The sequence below is a fragment of the Microbacterium sp. GXS0129 genome, from assembly GCF_044769785.1.
Lineage (GTDB): Bacteria > Actinomycetota > Actinomycetes > Actinomycetales > Microbacteriaceae > Microbacterium > Microbacterium nymphoidis.
Genome location: NZ_JBIZVZ010000004.1, coordinates 99463 through 121233 on the forward strand (window position 1 = coordinate 99463; position 21771 = coordinate 121233).

At 68.8% G+C, this 21771-nt stretch carries 20 protein-coding genes; 12 read left to right on the forward strand and 8 right to left on the reverse strand.

Features of this window, described 5'->3' with window-relative positions; all coding sequences use genetic code 11:
* Positions 1-67 precede the first annotated feature (67 nt).
* A complete protein-coding gene (locus tag ACIQJ5_RS12905; protein WP_402844564.1) occupies positions 68-3934 on the forward strand; it encodes an HtaA domain-containing protein in 3867 nt (1288 codons plus the stop codon).
* 114 nt (positions 3935-4048) lie between these two features.
* A complete protein-coding gene (locus tag ACIQJ5_RS12910; protein ID WP_231092910.1) occupies positions 4049-4366 on the forward strand; it encodes a potassium transporter Trk in 318 nt (105 codons plus the stop codon).
* A 3-nt stretch (positions 4367-4369) separates the two neighbouring features.
* On the opposite strand, the gene ACIQJ5_RS12915 is transcribed toward ACIQJ5_RS12910, so the two are convergent.
* Complete coding sequence (locus tag ACIQJ5_RS12915; protein WP_402844569.1) at positions 4370-5392, reverse strand: SMI1/KNR4 family protein; 1023 nt, start codon at positions 5390-5392, stop codon at positions 4370-4372.
* A gap of 123 nt (positions 5393-5515) precedes the next feature.
* On the opposite strand from ACIQJ5_RS12915, the gene purM reads away from it, so the two are divergent.
* Genes purM through ACIQJ5_RS12930 form a run of 3 tightly spaced genes read left to right on the forward strand, consistent with a single transcriptional unit; the run spans position 5516 to position 8765 of the window.
* Entirely contained in the window at positions 5516-6646 is a 1131-nt protein-coding gene (gene purM / locus ACIQJ5_RS12920) for a phosphoribosylformylglycinamidine cyclo-ligase (protein ID WP_402844571.1), read from the forward strand.
* Between the two features lie 27 nt (positions 6647-6673).
* Entirely contained in the window at positions 6674-8131 is a 1458-nt protein-coding gene (purF, locus tag ACIQJ5_RS12925; protein ID WP_402844573.1) for an amidophosphoribosyltransferase, read from the forward strand.
* Positions 8132-8156: 25 nt separating this feature from the next.
* Positions 8157-8765, forward strand: coding sequence for a flavin reductase family protein (locus tag ACIQJ5_RS12930; RefSeq protein ID WP_231092906.1), 609 nt, complete (start codon positions 8157-8159; stop codon positions 8763-8765).
* Here the strand turns inward: ACIQJ5_RS12930 and ACIQJ5_RS12935 are convergent.
* Complete coding sequence (locus tag ACIQJ5_RS12935; protein WP_231092905.1) at positions 8734-9702, reverse strand: hypothetical protein; 969 nt, start codon at positions 9700-9702, stop codon at positions 8734-8736. The genes ACIQJ5_RS12930 and ACIQJ5_RS12935 overlap by 32 nt on opposite strands.
* Positions 9703-9742: 40 nt before the next feature.
* Between ACIQJ5_RS12935 and ACIQJ5_RS12940 the strand changes: the two genes are divergently transcribed.
* On the forward strand, positions 9743-10096 hold the full coding sequence (locus tag ACIQJ5_RS12940; protein WP_231092904.1) for an iron chaperone: 354 nt from the start codon (positions 9743-9745) through the stop codon (positions 10094-10096).
* 25 nt (positions 10097-10121) lie between these two features.
* On the forward strand, positions 10122-10667 hold the full coding sequence (locus ACIQJ5_RS12945; RefSeq protein ID WP_231092903.1) for a phosphoribosyltransferase: 546 nt from the start codon (positions 10122-10124) through the stop codon (positions 10665-10667).
* A gap of 223 nt (positions 10668-10890) precedes the next feature.
* Here the strand turns inward: ACIQJ5_RS12945 and ACIQJ5_RS12950 are convergent, their stop codons facing one another.
* Positions 10891-11079: a DUF3073 domain-containing protein gene (locus ACIQJ5_RS12950; protein ID WP_231092902.1), complete on the reverse strand. Its 189-nt coding sequence runs from the start codon at positions 11077-11079 to the stop codon at positions 10891-10893.
* 178 nt (positions 11080-11257) lie between these two features.
* Here ACIQJ5_RS12950 and ACIQJ5_RS12955 point away from each other — a divergent pair, with 178 nt between their 5' ends.
* Complete coding sequence (locus ACIQJ5_RS12955) at positions 11258-11791, forward strand: universal stress protein (RefSeq protein ID WP_402844580.1); 534 nt, start codon at positions 11258-11260, stop codon at positions 11789-11791.
* Between the two features lie 193 nt (positions 11792-11984).
* Here the strand turns inward: ACIQJ5_RS12955 and ACIQJ5_RS12960 are convergent, their stop codons facing one another.
* A complete protein-coding gene (locus tag ACIQJ5_RS12960) occupies positions 11985-12593 on the reverse strand; it encodes a helix-turn-helix transcriptional regulator (RefSeq protein WP_402844583.1) in 609 nt (202 codons plus the stop codon).
* Positions 12593-13537 carry a DUF4097 family beta strand repeat-containing protein gene (locus ACIQJ5_RS12965; protein ID WP_402844586.1) on the reverse strand — a complete coding sequence of 315 codons (945 nt, stop codon included), beginning with the start codon at positions 13535-13537 and terminating at the stop codon, positions 12593-12595. The genes ACIQJ5_RS12960 and ACIQJ5_RS12965 overlap by 1 nt, the downstream gene beginning before the upstream one ends.
* Positions 13538-13694: 157 nt before the next feature.
* On the opposite strand from ACIQJ5_RS12965, the gene ACIQJ5_RS12970 reads away from it, so the two are divergent.
* From ACIQJ5_RS12970 to ACIQJ5_RS12985, 4 genes are all read left to right on the forward strand, one after another.
* Entirely contained in the window at positions 13695-14453 is a 759-nt protein-coding gene (locus ACIQJ5_RS12970) for a MerR family transcriptional regulator (RefSeq protein ID WP_231092899.1), read from the forward strand.
* Between the two features lie 84 nt (positions 14454-14537).
* Positions 14538-14918, forward strand: coding sequence for a CrcB family protein (locus tag ACIQJ5_RS12975; protein WP_402844589.1), 381 nt, complete (start codon positions 14538-14540; stop codon positions 14916-14918).
* Entirely contained in the window at positions 14915-15277 is a 363-nt protein-coding gene (locus ACIQJ5_RS12980; RefSeq protein ID WP_231092897.1) for a CrcB family protein, read from the forward strand. Before ACIQJ5_RS12975 ends, ACIQJ5_RS12980 begins: the two co-directional genes overlap by 4 nt.
* Positions 15278-15395: 118 nt before the next feature.
* Positions 15396-18689 (forward strand): efflux RND transporter permease subunit, encoded by a 3294-nt coding sequence (locus tag ACIQJ5_RS12985; RefSeq protein WP_231092896.1) that lies wholly within the window; start codon positions 15396-15398, stop codon positions 18687-18689.
* Between the two features lie 59 nt (positions 18690-18748).
* Here ACIQJ5_RS12985 and ACIQJ5_RS12990 read toward each other — a convergent pair whose 3' ends face one another.
* The 3 genes from ACIQJ5_RS12990 to ACIQJ5_RS13000 form a co-directional block, all read right to left on the reverse strand.
* Complete coding sequence (locus tag ACIQJ5_RS12990) at positions 18749-19837, reverse strand: DUF4822 domain-containing protein (RefSeq protein ID WP_402844594.1); 1089 nt, start codon at positions 19835-19837, stop codon at positions 18749-18751.
* Positions 19838-19949: 112 nt separating this feature from the next.
* Positions 19950-20570: a response regulator transcription factor gene (locus ACIQJ5_RS12995; protein WP_231092894.1), complete on the reverse strand. Its 621-nt coding sequence runs from the start codon at positions 20568-20570 to the stop codon at positions 19950-19952.
* Complete coding sequence (locus ACIQJ5_RS13000) at positions 20567-21727, reverse strand: sensor histidine kinase (protein ID WP_231092893.1); 1161 nt, start codon at positions 21725-21727, stop codon at positions 20567-20569. The genes ACIQJ5_RS12995 and ACIQJ5_RS13000 overlap by 4 nt, the downstream gene beginning before the upstream one ends.
* Positions 21728-21771 lie beyond the last annotated feature (44 nt).

Below are 21771 nucleotides of genomic sequence, written 5' to 3' on the forward strand. Positions count from 1 at the left end.
CGACTCCTGCGCGCAGCACGCAGGTGCACCAGAAGAGGAAGGTCCTGACGTGAAGACCAGGAGAAGGGTGTCCGTACAGCGGGCGCTCGCAACAGCGCTGACCGGCGCAATGGTGGCTGCCGCCGCCGTCATCGGTCTCGCCACCCCCGCGGCGGCCGCAGTGGGCAACCGCACGCTCACCGCCGTGGCCACCGAGGTCCCCGACACACGCGTCGACGTGCAGGTGTCCGGTACGGGCTACGAGGACGTCAAGGCGCTGCCGGGGCAGGCATCGCCGCACCTGTATGCCGCGCTCATCGTGGCGGGCTCGGACCTCGCGAGCATCGACATGGGCGGCGCCGTGCCGAACATCTCCGCGGACATCGCCCCGGACGGCACCTTCTCCGGCACGCTCAGCCAGGAGGCCGCGAAGCTGGACCGCACGCAGGCGTATGAGGTCATCACCTGGCCGTCCCGTTCGCTTCCGACGGCCGCGACCCTGTACTCGCGCACCGATGTGACGATCGACTGGGATGCGCTGTTCCCGAAGGCCGCCCAGGCCACGCAGACAGCGCTTGTGGCGAGCGCTGACTCGATCGTCGAGGGCTCCAGCGCGACGCTCACCGCCACGGTCACCCCGGCTGCTGCCGGCACCGTGACCCTCAGCGACGGACAGAGCACCGCGGTCAGCGACGGGGGCGCCACCTTCACCGTCTCTCCGGCGGTCGGGACGCACTCCTTCACCGCGTCCTTCGAGCCGGAGAACCCGGCCGAGTTCCTCGCATCCGACTCCGGCAGCGCCAGTATCACGGTGACGGCGAAGCCGGTCACGCCGGTCTACGAACCGAAGCTCTCGGTGTTCCTCGCCGACGGCACCACGCCGTACACCGGCCAGCCCCTGTACGACGGCGATGCACTCGTCGTCCGCGGCAGCGGCTTCGACCCCCAGGGCAACGTCGGCGGACGAGGTGCACCGCTGCCGGTGGGTCCGCAGGGCACCTATGTGGTCCTCGGATCCTTCCTCGCCGACTGGAAGCCGTCCGCGTCCGCGCCTTCCAGCGCGCGCAAGATCGCCGATCAGCGCTGGGCGATGTCCCAGGCCGTCCTCGACAGCGTCCCCGCCCAGTACAAGTCAGCCGTCGCGGGCCAGGCGGCGATCGTCTCCTCGACGGGTGAATTCACCCTCACCCTGACCGCCCAGAAGTTCGACACCGCGCTCGCCGGGGGTGCCTGGGGCGTCTACTCCTACGCGGCCGGCGGTGTGGTGAACGCGTCGCAGGAACTGTCCGTCGCCGTGGACTATCGCGGGGCGAAGGCGCCGGAACCCACGCCGACTCCGACTCCCACATCGACCCCGACTCCCACCCCGACGGTCACCTCGACTCCGGCTCCCACCCCGACGGCCACGCCGACCCAGCCCGCGGCGAAGCCGCGTGTGACGGTGACGCCGTCCTCTGACCTTGACCCGTCGGTGGAGAACACGGTCACCGTCTCCGGGACCGGTTTCACCGGTGCCGGTGCGGCCAACGGTGTGTACCTCGCCCTCGGTGAGGCGTCGAACTGGACCTCGGGTGCGTTCCCGGCCGATGGCTGGGTGTCGCTCGGCTGGGTGATGCCGGCCCAGCTGAAGAACGGTGCATTCACGACCACGCTGACGGTTCCGGCCGGGGTCCTCCGGTCGGGCACGTCCTACATCGTCGGCACCTCCGCCGCCCACGGACTGTCGGTCAGCGACCGCACCCTCGACACACGCACGCCCGTCACGGTGAAGACCGTCACGACGCCCACCCCGACGCCGACGCCGACCAAGCCGACGACGCCGGGAACCAAGCCCACCGTGCTCCTCACGCCGCTGGCGCCCCTCGACCCGTCGGTGGAGAACACGGTCACCGTCTCCGGGACCGGGTTCACCGGTGCCGGTGCGGCCAACGGTGTGTACCTCGCCCTCGGTGAGGCGTCGAACTGGACCTCGGGTGCGTTCCCGGCAGACGGCTGGATCTCCCTCGGCTGGGTCATGCCCGGGCAGCTCAAGAATGGTGCGTTCACGACCACGCTGACAGTTCCCGCCGGTGCTCTCGAAGTGGGCACGTCCTACATCGTCGGCACCTCCGCCGCGCACGGACTGTCGGTCACCGACCGCAGCCTCGACACCCGCACCGCGGTGTCGGTGAAGTCCGGATCCACTCCGGAGCCGACCCCGACGCCGACCACCCCGACGCCGACGCCGACTCCGACGACGCCGACCGATGGTCCACACGTCACCCTGTCACCGTCCGCCGAGCTCGACCCGGCCGTCGAGAACGTCATCACCGTCTCCGGCACCGGCTTCACCGGTGCGGGAGCGGCCAACGGCGTGTACCTCGGTCTCGGTGAGGCGTCGAACTGGACCTCGGGCGCCTTCCCGGCCGACGGCTGGCTGGCCTTCGCGTGGGTCATGCCCGGGCAGCTCAGCAACGGCGCGTTCACCACGACGCTGACGGTTCCCGCTGGGGCTCTCCAGCCGGGTACGTCGTACATCGTGGGCACATCCGCGGCGCATGGGCTATCGGTCACCGACCGCAGTCTCGACACCCGCACCGCGGTGTCGGTGAAGTCCGGCTCCACCCCCCAGCCGACTCCGACCCCCACTCCGACCCCGACGCCGACGGCGCCGAGCACGGACGGTCCGGAACTGAGCGTGTCGCCCGCGGGCGCCGTCGATCCGAACATCGAGAACGTCATCACGGTGACCGGAACCGGCTACACCGGTGCGGCCGCGGCGAACGGTGTCTACATCGGTCTCGGTGAGAGCGCGCTGTGGCAGGGTAAGAGCGCCTTCCCGCAGGACGGCTGGCTCGACGTGCAGTGGATCACGCCGCAGCAGCTCACGGGCGGCTCCTTCACCGCCACCTTCACGGTGCCGGCGGGCACGTTCGATCCGAAGGTGAGCTACCAGTTCGCGACGTCGGCCGCGCACGGCCTGTCGATCACGAACCGTTCGCTCGACGCCTTCGCTGCGGTCGAGATCCAGGATGTCGCGCTGGAGCCTGCCATCCGCGTGGGCGCCACCGTGGTCAAGCCCGGGGGTGAGCTGACCGTCACCGGCGTCGGCTTCCCCGTCGGAGCGCCGGTCACGGTGACCATCCACTCCGAGCCGTTCGTCCTCGGCACCGCCCCGGCGGATGAAGCGGGCGCGTTCAGCGTGACCGGTACCCTGCCCGCCGATTTCCCGGCGGGTGAGCACACGGTGATCGCCACCTCGGGTGATATCGAGAAGCGCTCCACCATCACGGTGGCCGCCGCGGTTCAGCCCACTCCCGCTCCGGGGACGACGACCCCGGCCGCTCCGGTCTGCACCGCGCAGGAGATCACCGGTGGCAGCTTCGAGTGGGGCGTGAAGGCCAGCTTCGTGAACTACATCAACGGCCCGATCGCCAAGGGCTCCTCGTCGATCGGCTGGGGTTCGGCGTCCGGCGCCTACAACGCCGCGGACGCCCGTGGCCGCGTGAGCTACGCGGGTGCTGCCAGCTTCACGGGCCACAGCGGCCTGCTGGATCTGACGCTGTCGAATCCGCGTGTCGTGCTCACCGGCGCCTCCTCGGCGACGCTGTACGTCGATGTGGTGTCGGCGGGCTACGGCGGCAAGGCCGCGGTGAATCAGTCGGGTGTCGCCTTCGCCACGCTCAACCTGTCCGCGGCGAGCTCGTCCGGCCTCAGCTGGAGCGGTGCCCCGGCAACGCTGACCGCTGCCGGTGCCGCGGCTTTCATGGGCTTCTACAACGCCGGTGACGCGCTCGACCCCGTGTCGTTCTCGTTCTCGCTCGGTGCAGAGGTTCCGTGCGATTCGTCGACCGATGCGTCGCTCGCCGTGACGGGCTCCGAGGCCCCCGCCGCCCTTCTCTGGGCTGCGCTCGGGCTCATCGCCCTCGGTGCCGGCGTGGTCGTGCGACGTCGGCTGGTGGCCGCTGCGGTCTGATCCGTGGCGCGCACCGGGAGGCGGGGGAGCGATCCCCCGCCTCCCGGCGTTTGCGGACGCACCGTCTCGAAAGGGTGAAGCTAACGCACAGGTGCACGGTGCCACAATGGAGCCATGGCCGCCGATCGCACTCCTCCTGCTGTGTCTGAGGCCCGCATCCGACGGGTCCCGAAGTACGGTGTCTTCCTGGTGCTCGGCGGCGGACTTGGCCTGATCACCGCGGCCATCCTCACCTTCGCGTTCGACGGCAGTAGCACGCCCAGCGCCATCGGCGTGACCTACTCGCCGGGTGCCGTCTTCGGCTTCCTGGCGCTGTTTTGTGCCGTGTGCGGCGTCGCTGTCGGCGCGATCGTCGCCCTCGTCCTCGACAAGGTGGTCGGTCGTCGCACGCACACCGTCACCATCGAGCGCGAGACCTTCACCGAGGACTGACCCTCACAACATCGCGTAGACGTTGAGCAGGCGCACCAGCGACCGCTCCGTCTCGGGCGAGAAGCGATAGCCCCGCGCGGTCTCGACGATCGCTCCGGATTCCACCTGCTGGTTCCACCAGTCCACGACGAAGTCGCGCGCCCAGCCGCCCGTGGAGAAGCCATACGGCTCCCGGACGTAGGACGACGGGATCATCATGACGTAGCAGGGGTGGTCGTAGGTGGGATCCTCCGGGTCCTCGTCGAGGAAGTCGTCCATCGAGGTCGCCGTGGTCAGCGCCGAGTACAGCAGGAACATCGTCGAGTACATCAGGTTCGACTCGCCATCGGCATGCAGGGCGAAGAAGCCCTTCTCCCGCACGATGCGCCGCCCGATGGTGCGGATGGTGGCTTCCGCGTCCGTCAGCACCGGACCGAGGGCGGCGATGCCGCGCTGCACGATGGGCGAGAACGACCCCTTTTCCACCGTCTCGAGCTCCTCCGCGAGCGTCTCTTCGGGGCTGTCGAGGAACTCCGCCTCGGGCACCAGCCCGCGGATGAAGGTCTGGAAGTCCGGCGCGATGAACGAGATGCGGTAATCGTCCTCCTGATCCACGATCACCACCGCGGGCTCGCCCCGGGGACCGCACTCGCGGTAGTCGAACATGAACACGCTGTGACCGGCGGTCGGGGTGTCGGCGAAGCAGATGCCGATGTCCGGGTAGCCCCATTCCGCCTGCATGAACGGTGAGCCGAGGTCGCCCAGCAACGACCACGTGGCCGTCCGGCCGATGGCGTACAGGCCCGTGACGGCGACGTGATCCTCCGCCCACACGCGCACGCCCGCGGTGGGGAAGCAGTTGCGCTCCAGGGTGCCGCCGTTTCGCACGCGGGCGAGTTCGACGTACGCGGCGGGGAGCCGATACCCCAGTTCCGCTTCGACCTCGGCCACGAGCTCGTCCGTGGGGGCGGCCTCCGTGTACTTCTCGAATCCGTACTCGGAATCATCGAACAGGCCGGCCAAGTCTGCCTTGGTGAATATCGACATTCGTCCTCCGAGGGGAGTCTGCCATGCGCCGCCGAACAGTGCGCCGCTCATCTGAGCGCACAGCTCACGCGGGGGCGCTCACCCGCGGTCCGCGGCGCGTTCACCTCCCGTTAGACTGGGCTCGTGGCCGCAGAAACCGCCGAATCCTCCTCGTCCTCCGCCCCCAACTCCTACGCCGCAGCAGGTGTCGACACCGCTGCCGGAGACCTCGCGGTCGAACTCATGAAGTCGGCTGTTCGTGCCACGCACGGCCCCGAGGTGCTGGGCGGTGTCGGCGGATTCGCCGGGCTGTTCGATGCGTCGGCTCTGCTCGGCTACCGTCGCCCCCTGCTGGCGACCTCCACCGATGGCGTGGGTACCAAGGTGGCCATCGCGCAGGCCATCGACAAGCACGACACCGTCGGTCAGGATCTGGTCGGAATGGTCGTCGACGACATCGTCGTGGTGGGCGCCAAGCCGCTGTTCATGACCGACTACATCGCCTGCGGCAAGGTCTTCCCCGAGCGCATCGCGGAGATCGTCCGCGGCGTGGCCGAGGCGTGCGCGGCCACCGGCACCGCTTTGGTCGGCGGCGAGACGGCGGAGCACCCGGGGCTGCTCGGTGCAGACGACTACGACATGGCCGGTGCGGCCACCGGCGTGGTCGAGGCCGATCGCGTGCTCGGTGCCGAACGGGTGCGCGACGGCGACGTGATCCTCGCACTCGCCTCGTCGGGACTGCACTCCAACGGCTACTCGCTGGTGCGCCACATCATCACCGGTGCCGGCATCTCCTACGGTGACAACTCCGCCGAGCTCGGCACCACGTGGGGCGAGGCGCTGCTCGAGCCCACGCGCCTCTACACCACCCCCCTCCTGGGTCTCATCGAGGCCGTCGGCGATGGCGTTCACGCGCTCAGCCACGTCACCGGTGGCGGTCTCGCCGCGAACCTCGCGCGCGTCCTCCCGCTCGGGTCCTGGGCGGAAGTCGACCGCTCCACGTGGTCGCCGTCCCCGGTGTTCCGTGTTCTCAACGAGATCGCCGGCACTTCGCTGGAATCCACCGAGGGCACCTGGAATCTCGGTGTCGGCTTCTTCGCCGTCGTGGACGCATCACGCGCCGCAGAGGCCCTCCGTACGATCGAGGCCACCGGCATCGCCGCCTGGCAGGTCGGAACGGTGCACACCACGAACCGCCCGGCGGGCGAGTTCGAACAGGGCGCCAAGGGCGTCGACGGAGGCGCGGTGCGCCTGGTCGGCTCCTACGCCCGCTGAGTCACGAAGTAAGGAACCCCCCGGAAAATGTGCGGCATCGTCGGCGTCGTCGGAGCAGGCCCCGTCAATCAGGACATCTACGACGCGCTGCTGCTGCTGCAGCACCGCGGCCAGGATTCCACCGGCATCGCGACCGCCGAGAGCGGCGGGCACGTGCACGTGCACAAGCTGAAGGGCATGGTGCGTGAGGGCTTCCGCACCCGCGACATGCGCACGCTGCTGGGCAACGTCGGCCTCGGGCACGTCCGCTACGCCACGATGGGCGCCGCGAGCAACGAGCAGGAGGCGCAGCCGTTCTATGTGAACGCGCCCTACGGCATCGTGCTGGTGCACAACGGCAACCTCACCAACACGCGGGAGCTCGAACAGGAGATCTTCCAGAGCGACCGTCGGCACCTCAACACCTCCAGCGACACCGAGATGCTCGTGAACGTGCTGGCCAGCGAGCTGCAGAACACCAAGTCGGGCCCCGAGCTCGACGCCACGCAGATCTTCGATGCCGTCAGCCGGGTCCACGAGCGCGTCCGCGGGTCCTACGCGGCGATCGCCGTGATCGCCGGCTACGGTCTGCTGGCGTTCCGCGACCCCTACGGCATCCGGCCGCTCATCCTCGGCAAGCGTCGCGCCGGAGACCAGGACGAGTGGGTGGTCACCAGCGAGTCCCTCGTGCTCGACAACGGCGACTACGACGTGGTGCGTGACGTCGCCCCGGGCGAAGCGGTTTTCATCGACCAGGACGGCAACCTCTCCTCCCAGCAGTGCGCGACGCAGACGCAGCTCGCGCCATGCGCTTTCGAGTACGTCTACCTGGCGCGGCCCGACTCGGTCATGAACGGCATCGCCGTGTACGAGTCGCGTCTGCGGATGGGCGACAAGCTGGCCGACACCATCGCCCGCCATGTTCCGGAGGGGCTCATCGATGTCGTGATGCCGATCCCGGACTCGTCACGCCCGTCGGCCATGGAGGTGGCGCGCAAGCTCGGCATCGAGTACCGCGAGGGCTTCTACAAGAACCGGTACGTCGGACGAACGTTCATCATGCCGGGTCAGGCCGTCCGCAAGAAGAGCGTCCGCCAGAAGCTCAACGCGATGCCCAGCGAGTTCGCGGGCAAGAACGTCCTCCTCATCGACGACTCGATCGTGCGCGGCACGACGAGCAAGGAGATCATCCAGATGGCCCGCGATGCCGGGGCCACGTCGGTGACCTTCGCCTCCGCGGCGCCGCCGGTGCGACACCCCAACGTGTACGGCATCAACATCCCGTCACGGCAGGAGCTGGTCGCACACGGCCGCACCATCCCGGAGATCGCCGAAGAGCTCGGCTGCGACTACCTCGTGTATCAGGAGGTCGACGACCTCCGTGACGCGATCCTCGAAGGCTCCGACATCGATCAGCTCGACCTCAGCTGCTTCAACGGGGAGTATGTCACCGGTGACGTCACCGACGAGTACCTCAGCTGGGTCGAGGCGTCGAAGTCCAGCTGACCCGCGTCGCGAGTAGCAGGCCTGCGTGTACATCGACGCGACCGATCTTCCCCGCGGCGGCGGGTATCGGATGCTCGTGGGATCGGTGATGCCGCGACCCATCGCCTGGATCACGTCCGGGACCGACCCGGTGAACCTCGCGCCCTTCAGCGCCTTCACCTGGGTGAGTGTCGATCCGCCGATGCTCGGGGTGACCATCCAGCAGCGTGCGGTGGGCGGTTCCCGGCGTGACAAGGACACGCTCCACAACATCCGGACAACCGGCGAGTACGTCGTGAACATCGCCGACGACATGATGCTGGAGCAGGTGCACGCCAGCTCCGAAGGATTCACCGCCGATGTTGGCGAGGCCGAGCACCTCGGTCTCACTCTCGCTCCGAGCGTGTCGGTGGCGGTGCCACGGCTCGCCGAGGTCCCGGTCGCCATGGAGTGCCGCCTCGATCGCATCATGCGGTTCTCGGCAGTGGGCGGGAGCTTCGTGGTGGGGACGGTCGTCGGCTGGCACGTGCGCGACGACGTCTGGGGCGGCGACCGGATTCAGTATGACCGCGTCCACCCGATCGGGCGTCTCGCCGGACCCCGGTACACGCGAGTGGGCGAGATCATCGAACTACCGCCCGTTCCCGGCGGCTGATCCCTCCGTCGATCTGCCACAGTGTGGCGTGGGCCTCGCGCCCTTCCATGGCGCCGATCACGAACGTGTGGTCGCCGACGGGGAACACGTGTGAGATCCACGCGTCATCGCCCGCTCTCTCCTCCCACCCGGGGAGCTCGATCGGGGCGGCCTCGGACAGATCCGCTGTTGCGAGCACCGGAGAGGCCTCTGTCGCCAGCAGCAGGACGTGACCTGCGCCGAGGTAGCCTCCGGTGAGATCAAAGCCCTGCGGAAGTTCGAGGTCGGACGCATTCAGCGTCGCGACGATCTCACCCGAGGGCCACGAGGCGATCGCCGCGGTCTCCGGATCCGACGGGTAGGGAAGGACCAGGAATCGGGTGCCATCGGGGGAGAAGCCTCCGATGACGGGATCCTCTGCGGGCAGAAGTTCGGTGACCTCCAGGTTGTCCGAGACCACGCGAACGGCTGCGAGGAGCGTGCCGTCTTGCCCCATCGGGAACTCCATCAGTGCCGCGCGCTCCGCGGGATGCGCGATGCCGGACGGGCGGGCTCCGAACACGTCCACGGCGTGCTCGGCCCGGACCCGGTCGGCCGCGTCCACCCAGATGATCGCGTGGGACTGCGACCACCCCGTCTCATCGAGGTCACGAGGTTCCGTGAGTAACCAGCCATCGCCGACCGCAACGGCAGCATCCGCCCCCACGGGAATGTGGACCGGCGCCGCTCCGGCACGGGCGATGATCGTGTCGACGCCGCCGCTGAGCACGGCGGTGTCGCCGTGGACGGCGAGCAGTCTGGCACCCGGTGCGTCCAGGTTGCGGTCGTGCACGTCACCCCGGGTATCCCAATGCCGCAGCACTCCGTCCTCGAACGCGTGGATCCCGCCGGGACCGGAGACGATCCCCCGGCTGGGATCGAGGCCGGTGAGATGGCGGATCAGACGAGCGGCGACCATGATCGAAGCGTAACGCCCGCCGGCGTGCGAGCATGGGCGCATGGGAACAGTGGGTGACTATGTCGAGGCGCTGCCGGCTCCGGTTCGTGAGTACATCCGGGACGCGTACGCCATCGCCCGCGAGCAGGTACCGGACGCAGAGGAAACGCTGAAGTACGCGATGCCAGCCCTGGCGCTCGACGGTGCAGGCGTGATCAGCATCATGTCCACTCGCAAGCACATCGGCGTGTATCCGTACTCATCCGAGACGGTGGCGCGGGTGCTCGCCGGAGGTGGCTTGCCCGGCGTGATCGGGTCGACCACGGGCTCGCTGCACTTCGCCCTCGACGTCCCGCTGCCGCCGGAGGCGATCCGGGCCGTCGTCGCGGCGCGGCTGGCGGAACTGGGCCGCTGACCGGAGCGGCGTCTACGATTGATCTATGGCATTCGACGACGTCGCGGCGGATCGTGAACTGGAAGTCCTCACGTGGGACGGATTCGGGGAGGCGGCGCGAGACCTCGCCCGCACCGTGGTGGCATCGGGATGGATGCCCGATCTAGTCATCGCGATCGCTCGGGGCGGCCTGCTCCCGGCGGGTGCGCTCGGTTACGCTCTGGGTATCAAGGCCATGGGTACGCTCAACGTCGAGTTCTACACCGGCGTGGGGGAGACCCTCGTGGAACCCGTGATCCTTCCGCCCCTGATGGACACGTCTGAGCTTCCGGGCAAGCGCGTCCTGGTCGTCGACGACGTCGCCGATTCGGGCAAGACGCTCGACCTGGTCATGCGCATGATCCGTACGCAGGGCATCCCTGTCGATGCGGACGGCGACGGCGTCGCCGCCGAGCGGCTCGCCGTGGACGCGCGCTCCGTCGTGCTGTTCACCAAGCCGACCTCGGTGATCAAGCCCGATTACACGTGGAAGACCACGGACCGGTGGATCGCGTTCCCCTGGTCGGACAAGCCGCCGGTCACCGAGGACTGAATCCCGCCTGGCGCGGCGGGACGCTCCTCGTCGCCGGATGCGTGACGGGTGCGTTGCGCATCCGTGGGCACCGGACGGATCCGGTGACACCTGCACCCGGCGCTGCGCTTCAGGCCCGAGCCGTCAGTGCCACAGATGGGGCGGCGCGCAACGCGCGGCAGGAACACGAAAGGCCGAGTGGACGCTCAGCACAAGCGCCACTCGGCGAGGGACGAACGGAAGGCTAAGCCTTCTCGAGTTCGTCCTCCTCTTCGTCTTCGTACTGGTCCGCCCACTTGTCCACGTACTCCGGCTCGGAGTCGTGCTCGGCACCCAGCTCGCGCTCTAGCGCGGCGTAGTTCACCGATGGGCTGAACGACTTCAGTTCGCGGGCGAGCTTCGTGTGCTTCGCCTTCTGACGGCCACGCCCCATGCGAGACCCCCTCACGAGTTCAGATGCGGACAGATCTGGCCTGTCCGACGGTTTCACAGGACCGGTTACTTGACCGGTAAGAGTAAAATCCAGGATATCACGCGGCGCCGCCGCCCCCGGCGGTTGCACCGTCCGAACCGCTGCCGGAGGCATCCTTCCGGTGGAAGGAGGAGGAACGATGAATGAGAACCGTCCCGTCGGGGATCGCAGCGATGCGGAATTGCGCGGCGCGGTGGTCGTCGGTCTGGTGGCAGGGCAGCAGCCGCGTGTCGTGAAGGAAGCCGCGCGATTCGCCGAGCTCTTCCGCGTCCCTCTCGTCGTGGTCACAGTGGACGTGGGCCGGTATCTCGGGTTCGACGATCCGACCGGCATGGTGCCCACCGCCAACATCGAGCTCGCTTCCGCGGCGGTGGCTGCCGATGCCGAGGCGGTCGAGCTCGAATGCGCCAACGTGCTCGTCGATCACGACGTCACCTGGACGGTGAGGCAGCTCTCCGGCGACCCCGCTCTTGCTATCGCGGGCCTCGCGGACGACCTCGACGCCTCGCTGATCGTCGTCGGCACGCGTCGGCCCGGTCTCGGTGAGTCGCTGCGCGAGTTCTTCAACGGATCGGTCGCCGCCCGCCTCAGCCACCGGCAGGCCCGCAGCATCCTCGTGGTGCCCAACGCGAAGCCCGTGCCGGCCGATCAGCCTCTGGTTCCGGAGGCCTGAATCCCGCTTCGGTGCGTCTCGCCGGCCTCGTCCGGCGAGCGCGTGACCGGCGAGCGCGTGAACCGGCCGGCACGCGGCGCGACATCGCGGAGGGCGTCGGCCCGCGGAAGTGCGCAGATCGGCGCGGGCGGCGGCGCCCGCCTCGCGTCCGCGGTCAGTGACCGTGCCGCGAGACGGGGCGCGCTCCGGCCCGTCAGCGATGCAGCGCGCGGGTGATGTCACGACCGGCGGCGTCGAGCGCGGCCGCCAGCTGATCGACCACCGCGGAATCGAGCACACCGCCGCGGGCGACGAATGTGCGGGTCTCCGCACGGACGCGGCCGCGGAACTCGTTGACGACGGCGTCCAGGCGCTGCAACTGCTGGCGGCTCTCGCCGCGGGAATCCGGCGCGGGTGGCGCGGTCTTCGCCTGTTCGCGTTCCATGCGGGCAGCCGCGGCGAGATCCGCGTTCAGGCTTCGCATCGCTTCCTTGACGCTCGCCCTGACGCCATCGGCGATCAGGCGAACCGAGTCGGCCAGGCCGGACTCGATGTCTTCGAGATCGTTGGCGCGGGCGGCGACCTCGGCGCGTCCGGTATCGGTGATGGCGTACACCGTCTTGCGTCCGTCGACGGTCTTGGTCACCAGGCCCTCATCTTCGAGCTTCGCGAGGCGCGGGTAGATGGTGCCGGCACTCGGGGTGTAGGTGCCGCCGGTCCGGTCGGTGAGCGCCTGGATCAGGTCATAGCCGTGACGCGGTTCCTCATCCAGCAGGCGCAGGAGGTACAGGCGGAGGTCGCCGTGGGAGAAGACCGGGGACATCAGCGGGCCTCGCCGTCGGTGTCGGCGGTCTCGCCGGGCGCGGTCGCCTCGCCATCGCTGGCGCGGAACGGCTCGCCGGTGGGCATGTCGTGGCGTGCGTGGGATCCCTCGTCCGCGGAGGCGGGGGCCTCGAAGGCCTCGATGCGCCGCCGCAGTACGGTGACGTCGCCCGAGACGGTGTTCACGTTGAGGTCCAGGAAGGAGCCGCTGAGGTCGCCGACCGTGTCGGTGACGTTCGATGGGCCGGACTTCGAGCGCAGCACGCCGTCGATCTGCACGCGTCCGCTGACGGTGCGGGTGATGAAGTTGGCCGGGCGTCCCTCATCCAGGCGGACGGTGACATTGCCCGAGACCGTGTTGGCGTTGACCGCGTAGAGCTCACCCTCACCATCGACCGAAACGTCTCCGGACACCGTGTCGACGAGCACCTTGCGCAGCTCGCCGGTCACGGCGACATCGCCCGAGACGCTGTTGGCGCCGAAGTCACCGTTCAGTCCGCGCACCTGGATCTCGCCGGATACCGCGTTGGCGGTGAGGTTGCCGTCGTGGCCGTCCACCAGCATGTCGCCCGAGACGGTGTTGATCTTGGCATCGCGCGTGAGACCGGTGACCAGCGCGCCGGCGCTGACCACGCCGAGCGTGAGGGCGATGTCCCGCGGCACGGCCACGGAGACCTCCGCCTTCGGTCCTCCGCCGCCGAAGTTGCGGAAGACCTCGAGGAAGTTGTCCCAGCGCAGCTGCGGGTGATCGATCTCGATCAGACCGTCGGTCACCTCGATGCGCAGGTCCTTGACCGTCACATCGTGCACCTCGATGCGCACCGTGGGTTCGTCGTGCGCCACGACATCGACCTGCCCGCCGACCAGTCCGATCTTGATGCGGGGCTCGGCGGCGATGTCGATCACGCGCGTCTGACCCGGCTGGATGAGCCACTTCTCGGCCATGATGTTCTCCTTGAATCTGTTCGCGATATATCGCGTGTTGGAACACTAACACGATATATCGCGAGTGGAAACGTGATCGGGGAATTCCCAGCCGAGTGACGCTTGACATTGACGCAACGGAAGCTTTTACCGTCGTATGCGGAAGGAAGAAACACGCATGGACTGGTCGATTCAGCACCTGGCGAAGCTCGCCGGCACCACCAGCAGAACGCTGCGTCACTACGACGACATCGGACTGCTCCCGCCGACGCGGATCGCCGCGAACGGCTACCGGCACTACGACGAGGACGCCCTCGTGCGCCTGCAGCGCATCCTGCTGCTGCGTCAGCTCGGACTCGGGCTGACGCAGATCGCGGACGTGCTGGATCGCGACGTGCCCGAGCACAGTGCCCTCAGCGCGCACCTGGAGTTCCTCGAGGCGGAGCGCGAACGACTGGATCGGCAGATCCGGGCGGTGCAGACCACGATCCATGCCCGACAGGAAGGAAAGACCCTGATGGCTGAGAACGCCTTGGACGGATTCGACCACACGCAGTATCGCGATGAGGTGGAGGAGCGCTGGGGGAAGGAGGCTTACGCGAGCTCCGACCGCTGGTGGCGGGGGATGAGGGCCGAGGACCGTGCCGACTGGCAGCGTCGCACCGCACAGCTCGGCGGTGACTGGACCGCGGCTGCCGAATCCGGCACGGACCCGGCATCCCCGGTCGCCCAGGACCTCGCCGCGCGCCACGTCGCCTGGCTCAGCTCGGTTCCCGGAACTCCGGCGGCCGACGGAGGAAACCTCGCGGGATACCTTCTCGGACTCGGGGAGATGTACGTCGCCGATCCGCGCTTCGCTGCGAACTACGGCGGGGAGGCCGGTGCGGCCTTCGTGCGCGACGCGTTGCGCGAGTACGTGCGCGTCAACCTCTCCTGACGCTTCATCGTGCGCAACGGGACCCCCATCGCCATTGAGGGGCCCATGTGCGCACGATGAAACGGGAGGAAGTACCGTGGGGACATGCCACGCCCCGCACTCTCCTGGACGGATGCCGCACTGGTGTTCGCCGGAGGGGCGGCCGGCACGGCGCTGCGCACTCTTCTGCTGCTGCCCACGGCCCCCTGGTGGCAGACGTGGGGCCTGCTCGTGGTGAATGTCGCCGGAGCGCTCGCTCTGGGCCTTCTCACCGGCGTGATGCTGCGCCGGGGCGCGAGCGAGCGCGATCGTCGCGTCCGCCTGCTCCTCGGCACGGGACTGCTCGGCGGCTTCACCACATACAGCGCCCTGGCCGTGCATGCGGCCAGCCCGCTGTGGTTCTGGACCGCGGTGCTCACCGTCGTGCTGGGCGTGATCGCCGCATTCGCCGGGCTTCGCCTCGGCCGGGGCGGGAGGGCGGCATGAGCCCGCTGCTTCTTCTCCTCATCGGCGTCGCCGGCGGCGCCGGAGCGGTGCTGCGCTGGGGGATCGAAGTGCTCGCCCTGCCTTGGAGTCACCGTTTCCCCTGGGGGATCCTGCTCGTGAACGTCACCGGATCGTTCGCACTGGGCCTCGTCACCGGGGCATTCGGCGCCAGCGAGGCCGGCTGGGTACTCGGCACCGGACTCCTCGGCGGGTACACGACCTTCAGCTCGGTGTGTGCAGCGGCCGCGTCCATGCTGGCCACCAAACGCTGGATCGCCGCCATCGGCAACACGATCGGCACCTTCGTGCTGAGTCTGGGCGCCGCGGCGGCGGGCCTCGCGCTCACCGGCGCGCTCTGAGGCTGTGGCGCGACTGGGAATCGTGCAAGATGCCCATGGGATACTGGCACGGCGCGCTCGCGCGACCCGATAATCGCCCCCTCCGTGCTGACGGCGGGGGCCCTCTCAGGGAGAGTCCGTGTCGAAACTCGCCGTCCTCAGCCTGTACAACCGCGCTCTCATCGCGCTGATCACGATCGTGGCAGCCGTCTTCGGCGGGCTCGCGCTGGTCAACCTCAAGCAGGAGCTGTTCCCGTCGGTTCAGCTGCCCGCGCTACTCGTGGCCAGCACCTATCCGGGCGCATCGCCGGATGTGGTGAGCGCCGACGTCTCCACTCCGATCGAGACGGCCGTGCAGTCGGTCCCCGGCCTCGAATCCAGCACGGCGACAAGCACGACCAACGCGTCGATGATCCAGTTGTCGTTCGCCTACGGCACCGACCTCGGTACCGCCGAGCAGAAGGTGCAGCAGGCGGTCAACCGCATCTCGTCGCAGCTGCCCACCGGTGTGCAGCCGCAGGTGCTGTCCATCTCCTTCGACGACCTTCCGGTCATCCAGCTTGCCGTGGGCACGGACGGCCAGGACGCGGCGAAGCTGCAGGATCAGCTGAGCACGATCGCCGTGCCCAAGCTCGAGCACCTCGACGGTGTGGCCTCTGCGTCCATCGTGGGCGGTTCGGGACAGCGGGTGACGATCACACCCGATCCCGTCCTGCTGGCCCAGGCCGGATACTCGCAGCAGGCGATCACCGACGCTCTCAAGCAGAACGGCATCCTCTTCCCGGGCGGCGACATCACGGAGAACGGGCAGACCCTCACCGTCCAGTCCGGGGCGAAGCTGACATCCGTCGACGACATCGCCGGCCTTCCGCTGGTTCCCACCTCGGCTGAGCAGATCGCCGCCGGCATCAAGACCATCGCTGATGTGGCCACGGTGGCGGAGGCCACCGACCCCGTCACCTCGCTGTCCCGCGTGGACGGCCAGGACGCACTGACCATCGCCATCAGCAAGCTCCCGTCGGCCAACACCGTCGACGTCTCGAAGGCCGTGAACGGTGCGCTCGCGGACCTGGAACAGCAGCTCGGCGGCGCGAAGTTCACCGTGATCTTCGATCAGGCGCCCTACATCACGCAGTCCATCGAGTCGCTGGCCCAGGAGGGCCTGCTCGGCCTCGTCTTCGCCGTGCTCATCATCCTCCTCTTCCTGTTCTCCGTCCGCTCCACGCTGGTGACCGCGATCTCCATCCCCACCAGCGTGCTGGTCACCTTCATCGGGATCCAGGCGTTCGGCTACTCGCTGAATATCCTCACCCTGGGCGCCCTCACCATGGCCATCGGCCGCGTGGTCGATGACTCCATCGTGGTGATCGAGAACATCAAACGGCACTTCGTGGGCGACGCCGACCGGGCGAAGTCGATCCTGCTGGCGGTGCGCGAGGTGGCGGGCGCGATCACCGCGTCCACCATCACGACCGTCGCCGTCTTTCTGCCGGTCGCGTTCGTCGGGGACATGATCGGCGAGATCTTCCGACCGTTCGCGATGACCATCACCATCGCGATGCTCTCCTCGCTGTTCGTGGCGCTGACCATCGTGCCGGTGCTCGCCTACTGGTTCATGAAGCCGGGAAAGCCGGTACTGGACGAGCACGGTGCTCCGATCGACCCGGAGGACCCCGCAGCGCCTCCGTCGCGCCTGCAGAAGGCGTATCTGCCGATCCTGAGCTGGACGCTCAAGCACTCCGCGGTCACTCTGATCGTCGCGGTCCTGGTGATGGGCGGCACCTTCGCCCTGGCGCCGTTGATGAAGTTCACCACCTTCGGCGACTCGGGTCAGAACACCTTCACCATGTCGCAGAAGGTCGGCACCGCATCCAGCCTCGACGTGCAGCAGGCTGCGGCGGAGAAGGTGGAGCAGGCGGTGATCGACGTCGCCGGCGTCAAGACCGTGCAGGTGTCGATCGGATCGTCCGGATCCGCGTTGCGCGACGCGTTCTCCGGTGGCTCGGGTGGTGTGACCTACTCGATCACGACCGACTCCGACGCCGACCAGGAGAAGGTCCGCGCGGATGTGCAGAAGGCCGTGGACGCACTGAGCGATGTCGGCGAGATCACCATGACGGCCTCGCAGGGCATCGGCTCCTCCGATATCACGGTGGAGATCACGGCACCCGATGCCGGCACGTTGCAGCAGGCCTCCGACGCCGTCGTGGCGGGCTTGCAGGGTGTGGACGGCGTGGGCCAGGTCACCAGCGACCTCGCCGCATCGATGCCGTACATCGCCGTGACCGTCGATCGCGACAAGGCAGCGGCCGCGGGACTCAGCGAAGCGGCCGTGGGTGGCATCGTCTCGAACCTCATGCGCCCGCAGCAGGCCGGCAGCGTCGAGATCGATGGCAGCACCGTGACCGTGTACGTCGCGGCCGCGAACCCGCCGGCGACCATCGAGGAACTGCGCAACACTCTCGTTCCCACCGTGATGGGTCCGGTGGCGCTGTCCACGCTCGCGGCGGTCGACCAGGCCGATGGCCCGGCATCGATCACCACGGCGCGGGGCGAGCGGACCGCGACGGTGAGTGTCACGCCGTCCGGGGACGACCTCAACGCCGCAGGCGGTGCTGTCGCGAAGGCCCTGGAGGACGTCTCGCTGCCTGAGGGCGCGGCGTACTCGATCGGCGGTGCGACCGAGCAGCTGACCACCACGTTCTCGCAGCTGGGGCTGGCGATGCTGGCGGCCATCCTCATCGTCTACATCGTGATGGTGGCCACGTTCAAGTCGCTGCGACAGCCGCTGCTGCTGCTGATCTCGGTGCCCTTCTCCGCCACCGGCGCGGTGCTGCTCCAGCTCGCCACGGGCGTGCCGCTGGGGGCGGCCTCGCTCATCGGTGTGCTGATGCTGATCGGCATCGTGGTGACGAACGCCATCGTGCTCGTGGATCTTGTCAATCAGTACCGGACGCGCGGGCTGAGCGCTCATGACGCCACGCTCACGGGCTCGTCGATGCGTCTGCGGCCGATCCTGATGACTGCGCTGGCCACGATCTTCGCTCTCACGCCGATGGCGCTGGGGATCACGGGCCACGGCGGGTTCATCTCACAGCCACTCGCGATCGTCGTGATCGGTGGTCTGGTGTCCTCCACCGTCCTCACGCTGCTGGTGCTGCCGACGCTGTACAACCTCGTCGAGGGGGCCAAGGAGCGCCGCCGCGCGAAGCGGGAGGGAGCGCAGACCGAAGCCGGGCCGAGCGGTCCGGTGCGCACTGGCGCTGTCTCCGTCGCGACCACGGGGGACTATGCGCTGGCGACTGACGAGGAAGCGGGATACACCCTTCCCGCCGCCGACGTCGCGCGCATTCGTCTCGAAGGTCAGAAGTCCGCGGCGGACGATGAGCACCCGCTCACCCGTCGCGAGCGGAGAAACCGCGGCGAAAAGTAAGTGAGAGATGGAAAACGCCGCTCCGATGTTGTTCGGAGCGGCGTTTTCCATCTGTGAACTCAGCCCTGAGCGCGGCGGCGGCGCACCACCAGTGCTCCCGCACCTGCGGCCGCGGCCGCGACACCCACGGACATCAGCGCCACGGGCATCGCCGAGCCGGTCTCCGCGAGTTCGGGAGCTGTCGTCGCGCTCGGCGATGCCGAGGTCACCTCGACAGGCGCGGTCGCCGTGGGAACGGGTGCGGTGGGAACGGGCGCGGTGGTGGGTTCGGGGTGGTCGGTGGGGGTGTGGATGATGTCGTAGTAGACGTCGGGGGTGTTCGCGTCGGGGGTGACGCGGTAGGTGAATTCTTCGGTGGTGAGGGTGACGAGGGGGACGGTGCGGGTGAAGAGGGCGGCGCCGGTGTCGTCTTTGGCGGTGATGGTGCGGGCTTCGCCGTTGGGGTCGATGCTCCAGTCGCCGTGCATCTTAGGGGTGTCGTCGAGGTTGTACATGCGGAAGGTTCCGTCGGCGTCGTAGTAGGCCCAGCCGACGAAGTTGGCGACGGCGGGGTCGGTCAGCGCGACGGGGGTGCCGTCCTGGTCGACGGCGCCGGTGGTCTCCCACGGGGTGGCGGCCAGGATCGACGACGGCGTGGTGGTGGTGGGTTCGGGGTGGTCGGTGGGGGTGTGGATGATGTCGTAGTAGACGTCGGGGGTGTTCGCGTCGGGGGTGACGCGGTAGGTGAATTCTTCGGTGGTGAGGGTGACGAGGGGGACGGTGCGGGTGAAGAGGGCGGCGCCGGTGTCGTCTTTGGCGGTGATGGTGCGGGCTTCGCCGTTGGGGTCGATGCTCCAGTCGCCGTGCATCTTAGGGGTGTCGTCGAGGTTGTACATGCGGAAGGTTCCGTCGGCGTCGTAGTAGGCCCAGCCGACGAAGTTGGCGACGGCGGGGTCGGTCAGCGCGACGGGGGTGCCGTCCTGGTCGACGGCGCCGGTGGTCTCCCACGGGGTGGCGGACAGGACGGCCGACGGCGAATCGACGGTGACGGTGTGAGGTGCGGCAGGCGCGGCCGCGAAGGCGGTGGCCGGGAGCGCGATGGCAGCCCCTGCAGCGAGGATGGCTGCGGCGATGACCGCGGATCGGAGTGGTGCAAGACGGGAAGCCATGAGGGATCCTCCAGAGGTGGCGGCGGTCGAGCCGCGATGGACATGTCCCACGCTAAGAACCGCCCACCGGTCCCGACATCAACCGATCGGTTGATGCTTGCTGAGCGCCACCTCAGATGCGCACCAGACCCCGCTTCACAGCGATCGCGATCGCTGCCTGCCGGTTCTCCGCCCCCAGCTTGGTGAAGGCATGGTGCAGGTGCGTCTTGACGGTCGCCTCGCTCACGAACAACCGGGCGGCGAGTTCGCGCGTGGACAGACCCGCTGCCGCGAGGGAGAGGACCTCCAGCTCACGCGCGGTCAGTGTCTCGTCGGTGACGGCAGCGCGTTCGATCATCGAGGCGGTGAGCGATGACGCGACGCCCGGATCCGCACTCACGGCCGATCGGATCGCGCGGAACAGCTCGTCGGGCCGGCTGTCCTTGACGAGGTAGCCCACCGCACCGGCGTCCAGTGCGCGCACGATGTCGGCGTCCGAGTCGTACGCCGTGAAGATCAGCACACGTGTGGGCGCCCCTGAGCGCCGGATGGCGGCCGCGGCGTCGATGCCGCCGGGCACGTCGGCCCCGAGATCGAGATCGATGAGTGCCACATCAGCCGACGCGGCCAGCGTGATCGCCTCCGCGGCCGAACCCGTTTCGGCGACCACGGCGAGGTCGGGCTGCGTGCCGAGCAGGGCTCGCATGCCATGACGCAGGACGGGATGATCATCGACCAGCAGGATCCGGATCATGAGGACTCCTCCACGACAGCCGCATCGGGGATGACGGCGGAGACGACGGTTCCCGATTCGCCCAGGGGGCCGACGGTGAAAGATCCACCCAGGCTCTCCGCGCGCCATCGCATCGCGCGCAGGCCCACCCCGTCTGCGGAGCCCGTCGTCCTGGTGATGCCCGCTCCATCATCGGCGATGTCGACGCCGATCGCTTCGGGGAAGAAGGTGAGCGTGACGCGCGCGTGCTGCGCCGCAGCGTGTTTGCGCACGTTCACGAGTGCTTCCTGGACGATGCGCTGGAGCGCGTGCGCGGTGGTGTCGGAGACATCGCGCGGGACACCCACCACGGCGAACTCGGCTCCGGCAGCGTCTGCGGACCGGGCGTCGTCCACCAGCCGGGCGAGGGTCGCCGCGAGCGGCTCACGGTCATCGGCCGGGGCTGCGAGCCCGTGCAGGACCCGGCGGGTCTGCGTCAGTGCATCGCGCAGACCCTCACGCGCTTCGATGACGTCCGGCGACCCGTCGCGACTCGACTCCAGCAGCAGGAGAACGCTGGCCGTACGCTGCACCACGGTGTCGTGCAGTTCGCCCGCGACCCGATTCCGCTCCGAGAGCGCACCGGCCTCCCGCTCCGATGCCGCGAGCTGATCGCGTGCGGCGAGGAGCTCGTCATTCAGGGAGCGCTGTGCGGCGAGGGCGCGGTCCAGTGCGCCGTATGCCGCAGACAGCACGATGCCCCCGAGGAGGGGGCCCAGCACGAGGCCCAGATCGTCGCCGCGGGACATGAGGAAGAGCCCGGCGCTGACGGCCAGCACGATGATCGTCGACAGCACGAGTGCGCGCGTGCCCTGGAGCACCCGGTGCACCGCGAAGAAGAGTGCGAACGCGCACCAGCCGAACGAGGGCGCCAGGACCGCGAGGCCCACCCAGAGGGCCGTGGCGAGGAGCACTCCACCGCGCCGCCATCGTTCATCGTGGCCGATTCCGCCGCCGATCACGGCCACCGCGTAGCTCGCTGTCGCACCGATCGCGAGGATCAGAGCGATGACACCGTCACCCTCGAGTGTGTGGCGTGTGAAGTACCGAGCGCCGCACACGACCATCAGCGCGACGAAGCCCACGTCGATGGCGAGGTCGATGCGGCCTCCGGCGAGGGGTGTGGAACGTCCGGTCATGGTGATCCCAGTATCCGCGCGCACGGTTGGGTGCGCATGGCACC

What these genes read in the sequence shown, in the direction of transcription:
- ACIQJ5_RS12990 (WP_402844594.1), bottom strand. Translation starts at nt 19,837, where the DNA reads ATGGCTTCCCGTCTTGCACCACTCCGATCCGCGGTCATCGCCGCAGCC.
- ACIQJ5_RS12965 (WP_402844586.1), bottom strand. Translation starts at nt 13,537, where the DNA reads ATGGCCGAGAAGTGGCTCATCCAGCCGGGTCAGACGCGCGTGATCGAC.
- ACIQJ5_RS12970 (WP_231092899.1), top strand. Translation starts at nt 13,695, where the DNA reads ATGGACTGGTCGATTCAGCACCTGGCGAAGCTCGCCGGCACCACCAGC.
- ACIQJ5_RS12945 (WP_231092903.1), top strand. Translation starts at nt 10,122, where the DNA reads ATGGCATTCGACGACGTCGCGGCGGATCGTGAACTGGAAGTCCTCACG.
- ACIQJ5_RS12910 (WP_231092910.1), top strand. Translation starts at nt 4,049, where the DNA reads ATGGCCGCCGATCGCACTCCTCCTGCTGTGTCTGAGGCCCGCATCCGA.
- ACIQJ5_RS12975 (WP_402844589.1), top strand. Translation starts at nt 14,538, where the DNA reads ATGCCACGCCCCGCACTCTCCTGGACGGATGCCGCACTGGTGTTCGCC.
- ACIQJ5_RS12995 (WP_231092894.1), bottom strand. Translation starts at nt 20,570, where the DNA reads ATGATCCGGATCCTGCTGGTCGATGATCATCCCGTCCTGCGTCATGGC.
- ACIQJ5_RS12915 (WP_402844569.1), bottom strand. Translation starts at nt 5,392, where the DNA reads ATGTCGATATTCACCAAGGCAGACTTGGCCGGCCTGTTCGATGATTCC.
- purF (WP_402844573.1), top strand. Translation starts at nt 6,674, where the DNA reads ATGTGCGGCATCGTCGGCGTCGTCGGAGCAGGCCCCGTCAATCAGGAC.
- ACIQJ5_RS12950 (WP_231092902.1), bottom strand. Translation starts at nt 11,079, where the DNA reads ATGGGGCGTGGCCGTCAGAAGGCGAAGCACACGAAGCTCGCCCGCGAA.
- ACIQJ5_RS13000 (WP_231092893.1), bottom strand. Translation starts at nt 21,727, where the DNA reads ATGACCGGACGTTCCACACCCCTCGCCGGAGGCCGCATCGACCTCGCC.
- ACIQJ5_RS12935 (WP_231092905.1), bottom strand. Translation starts at nt 9,702, where the DNA reads ATGGTCGCCGCTCGTCTGATCCGCCATCTCACCGGCCTCGATCCCAGC.
- ACIQJ5_RS12980 (WP_231092897.1), top strand. Translation starts at nt 14,915, where the DNA reads ATGAGCCCGCTGCTTCTTCTCCTCATCGGCGTCGCCGGCGGCGCCGGA.
- ACIQJ5_RS12940 (WP_231092904.1), top strand. Translation starts at nt 9,743, where the DNA reads ATGGGAACAGTGGGTGACTATGTCGAGGCGCTGCCGGCTCCGGTTCGT.
- ACIQJ5_RS12960 (WP_402844583.1), bottom strand. Translation starts at nt 12,593, where the DNA reads ATGTCCCCGGTCTTCTCCCACGGCGACCTCCGCCTGTACCTCCTGCGC.
- ACIQJ5_RS12955 (WP_402844580.1), top strand. Translation starts at nt 11,258, where the DNA reads ATGAATGAGAACCGTCCCGTCGGGGATCGCAGCGATGCGGAATTGCGC.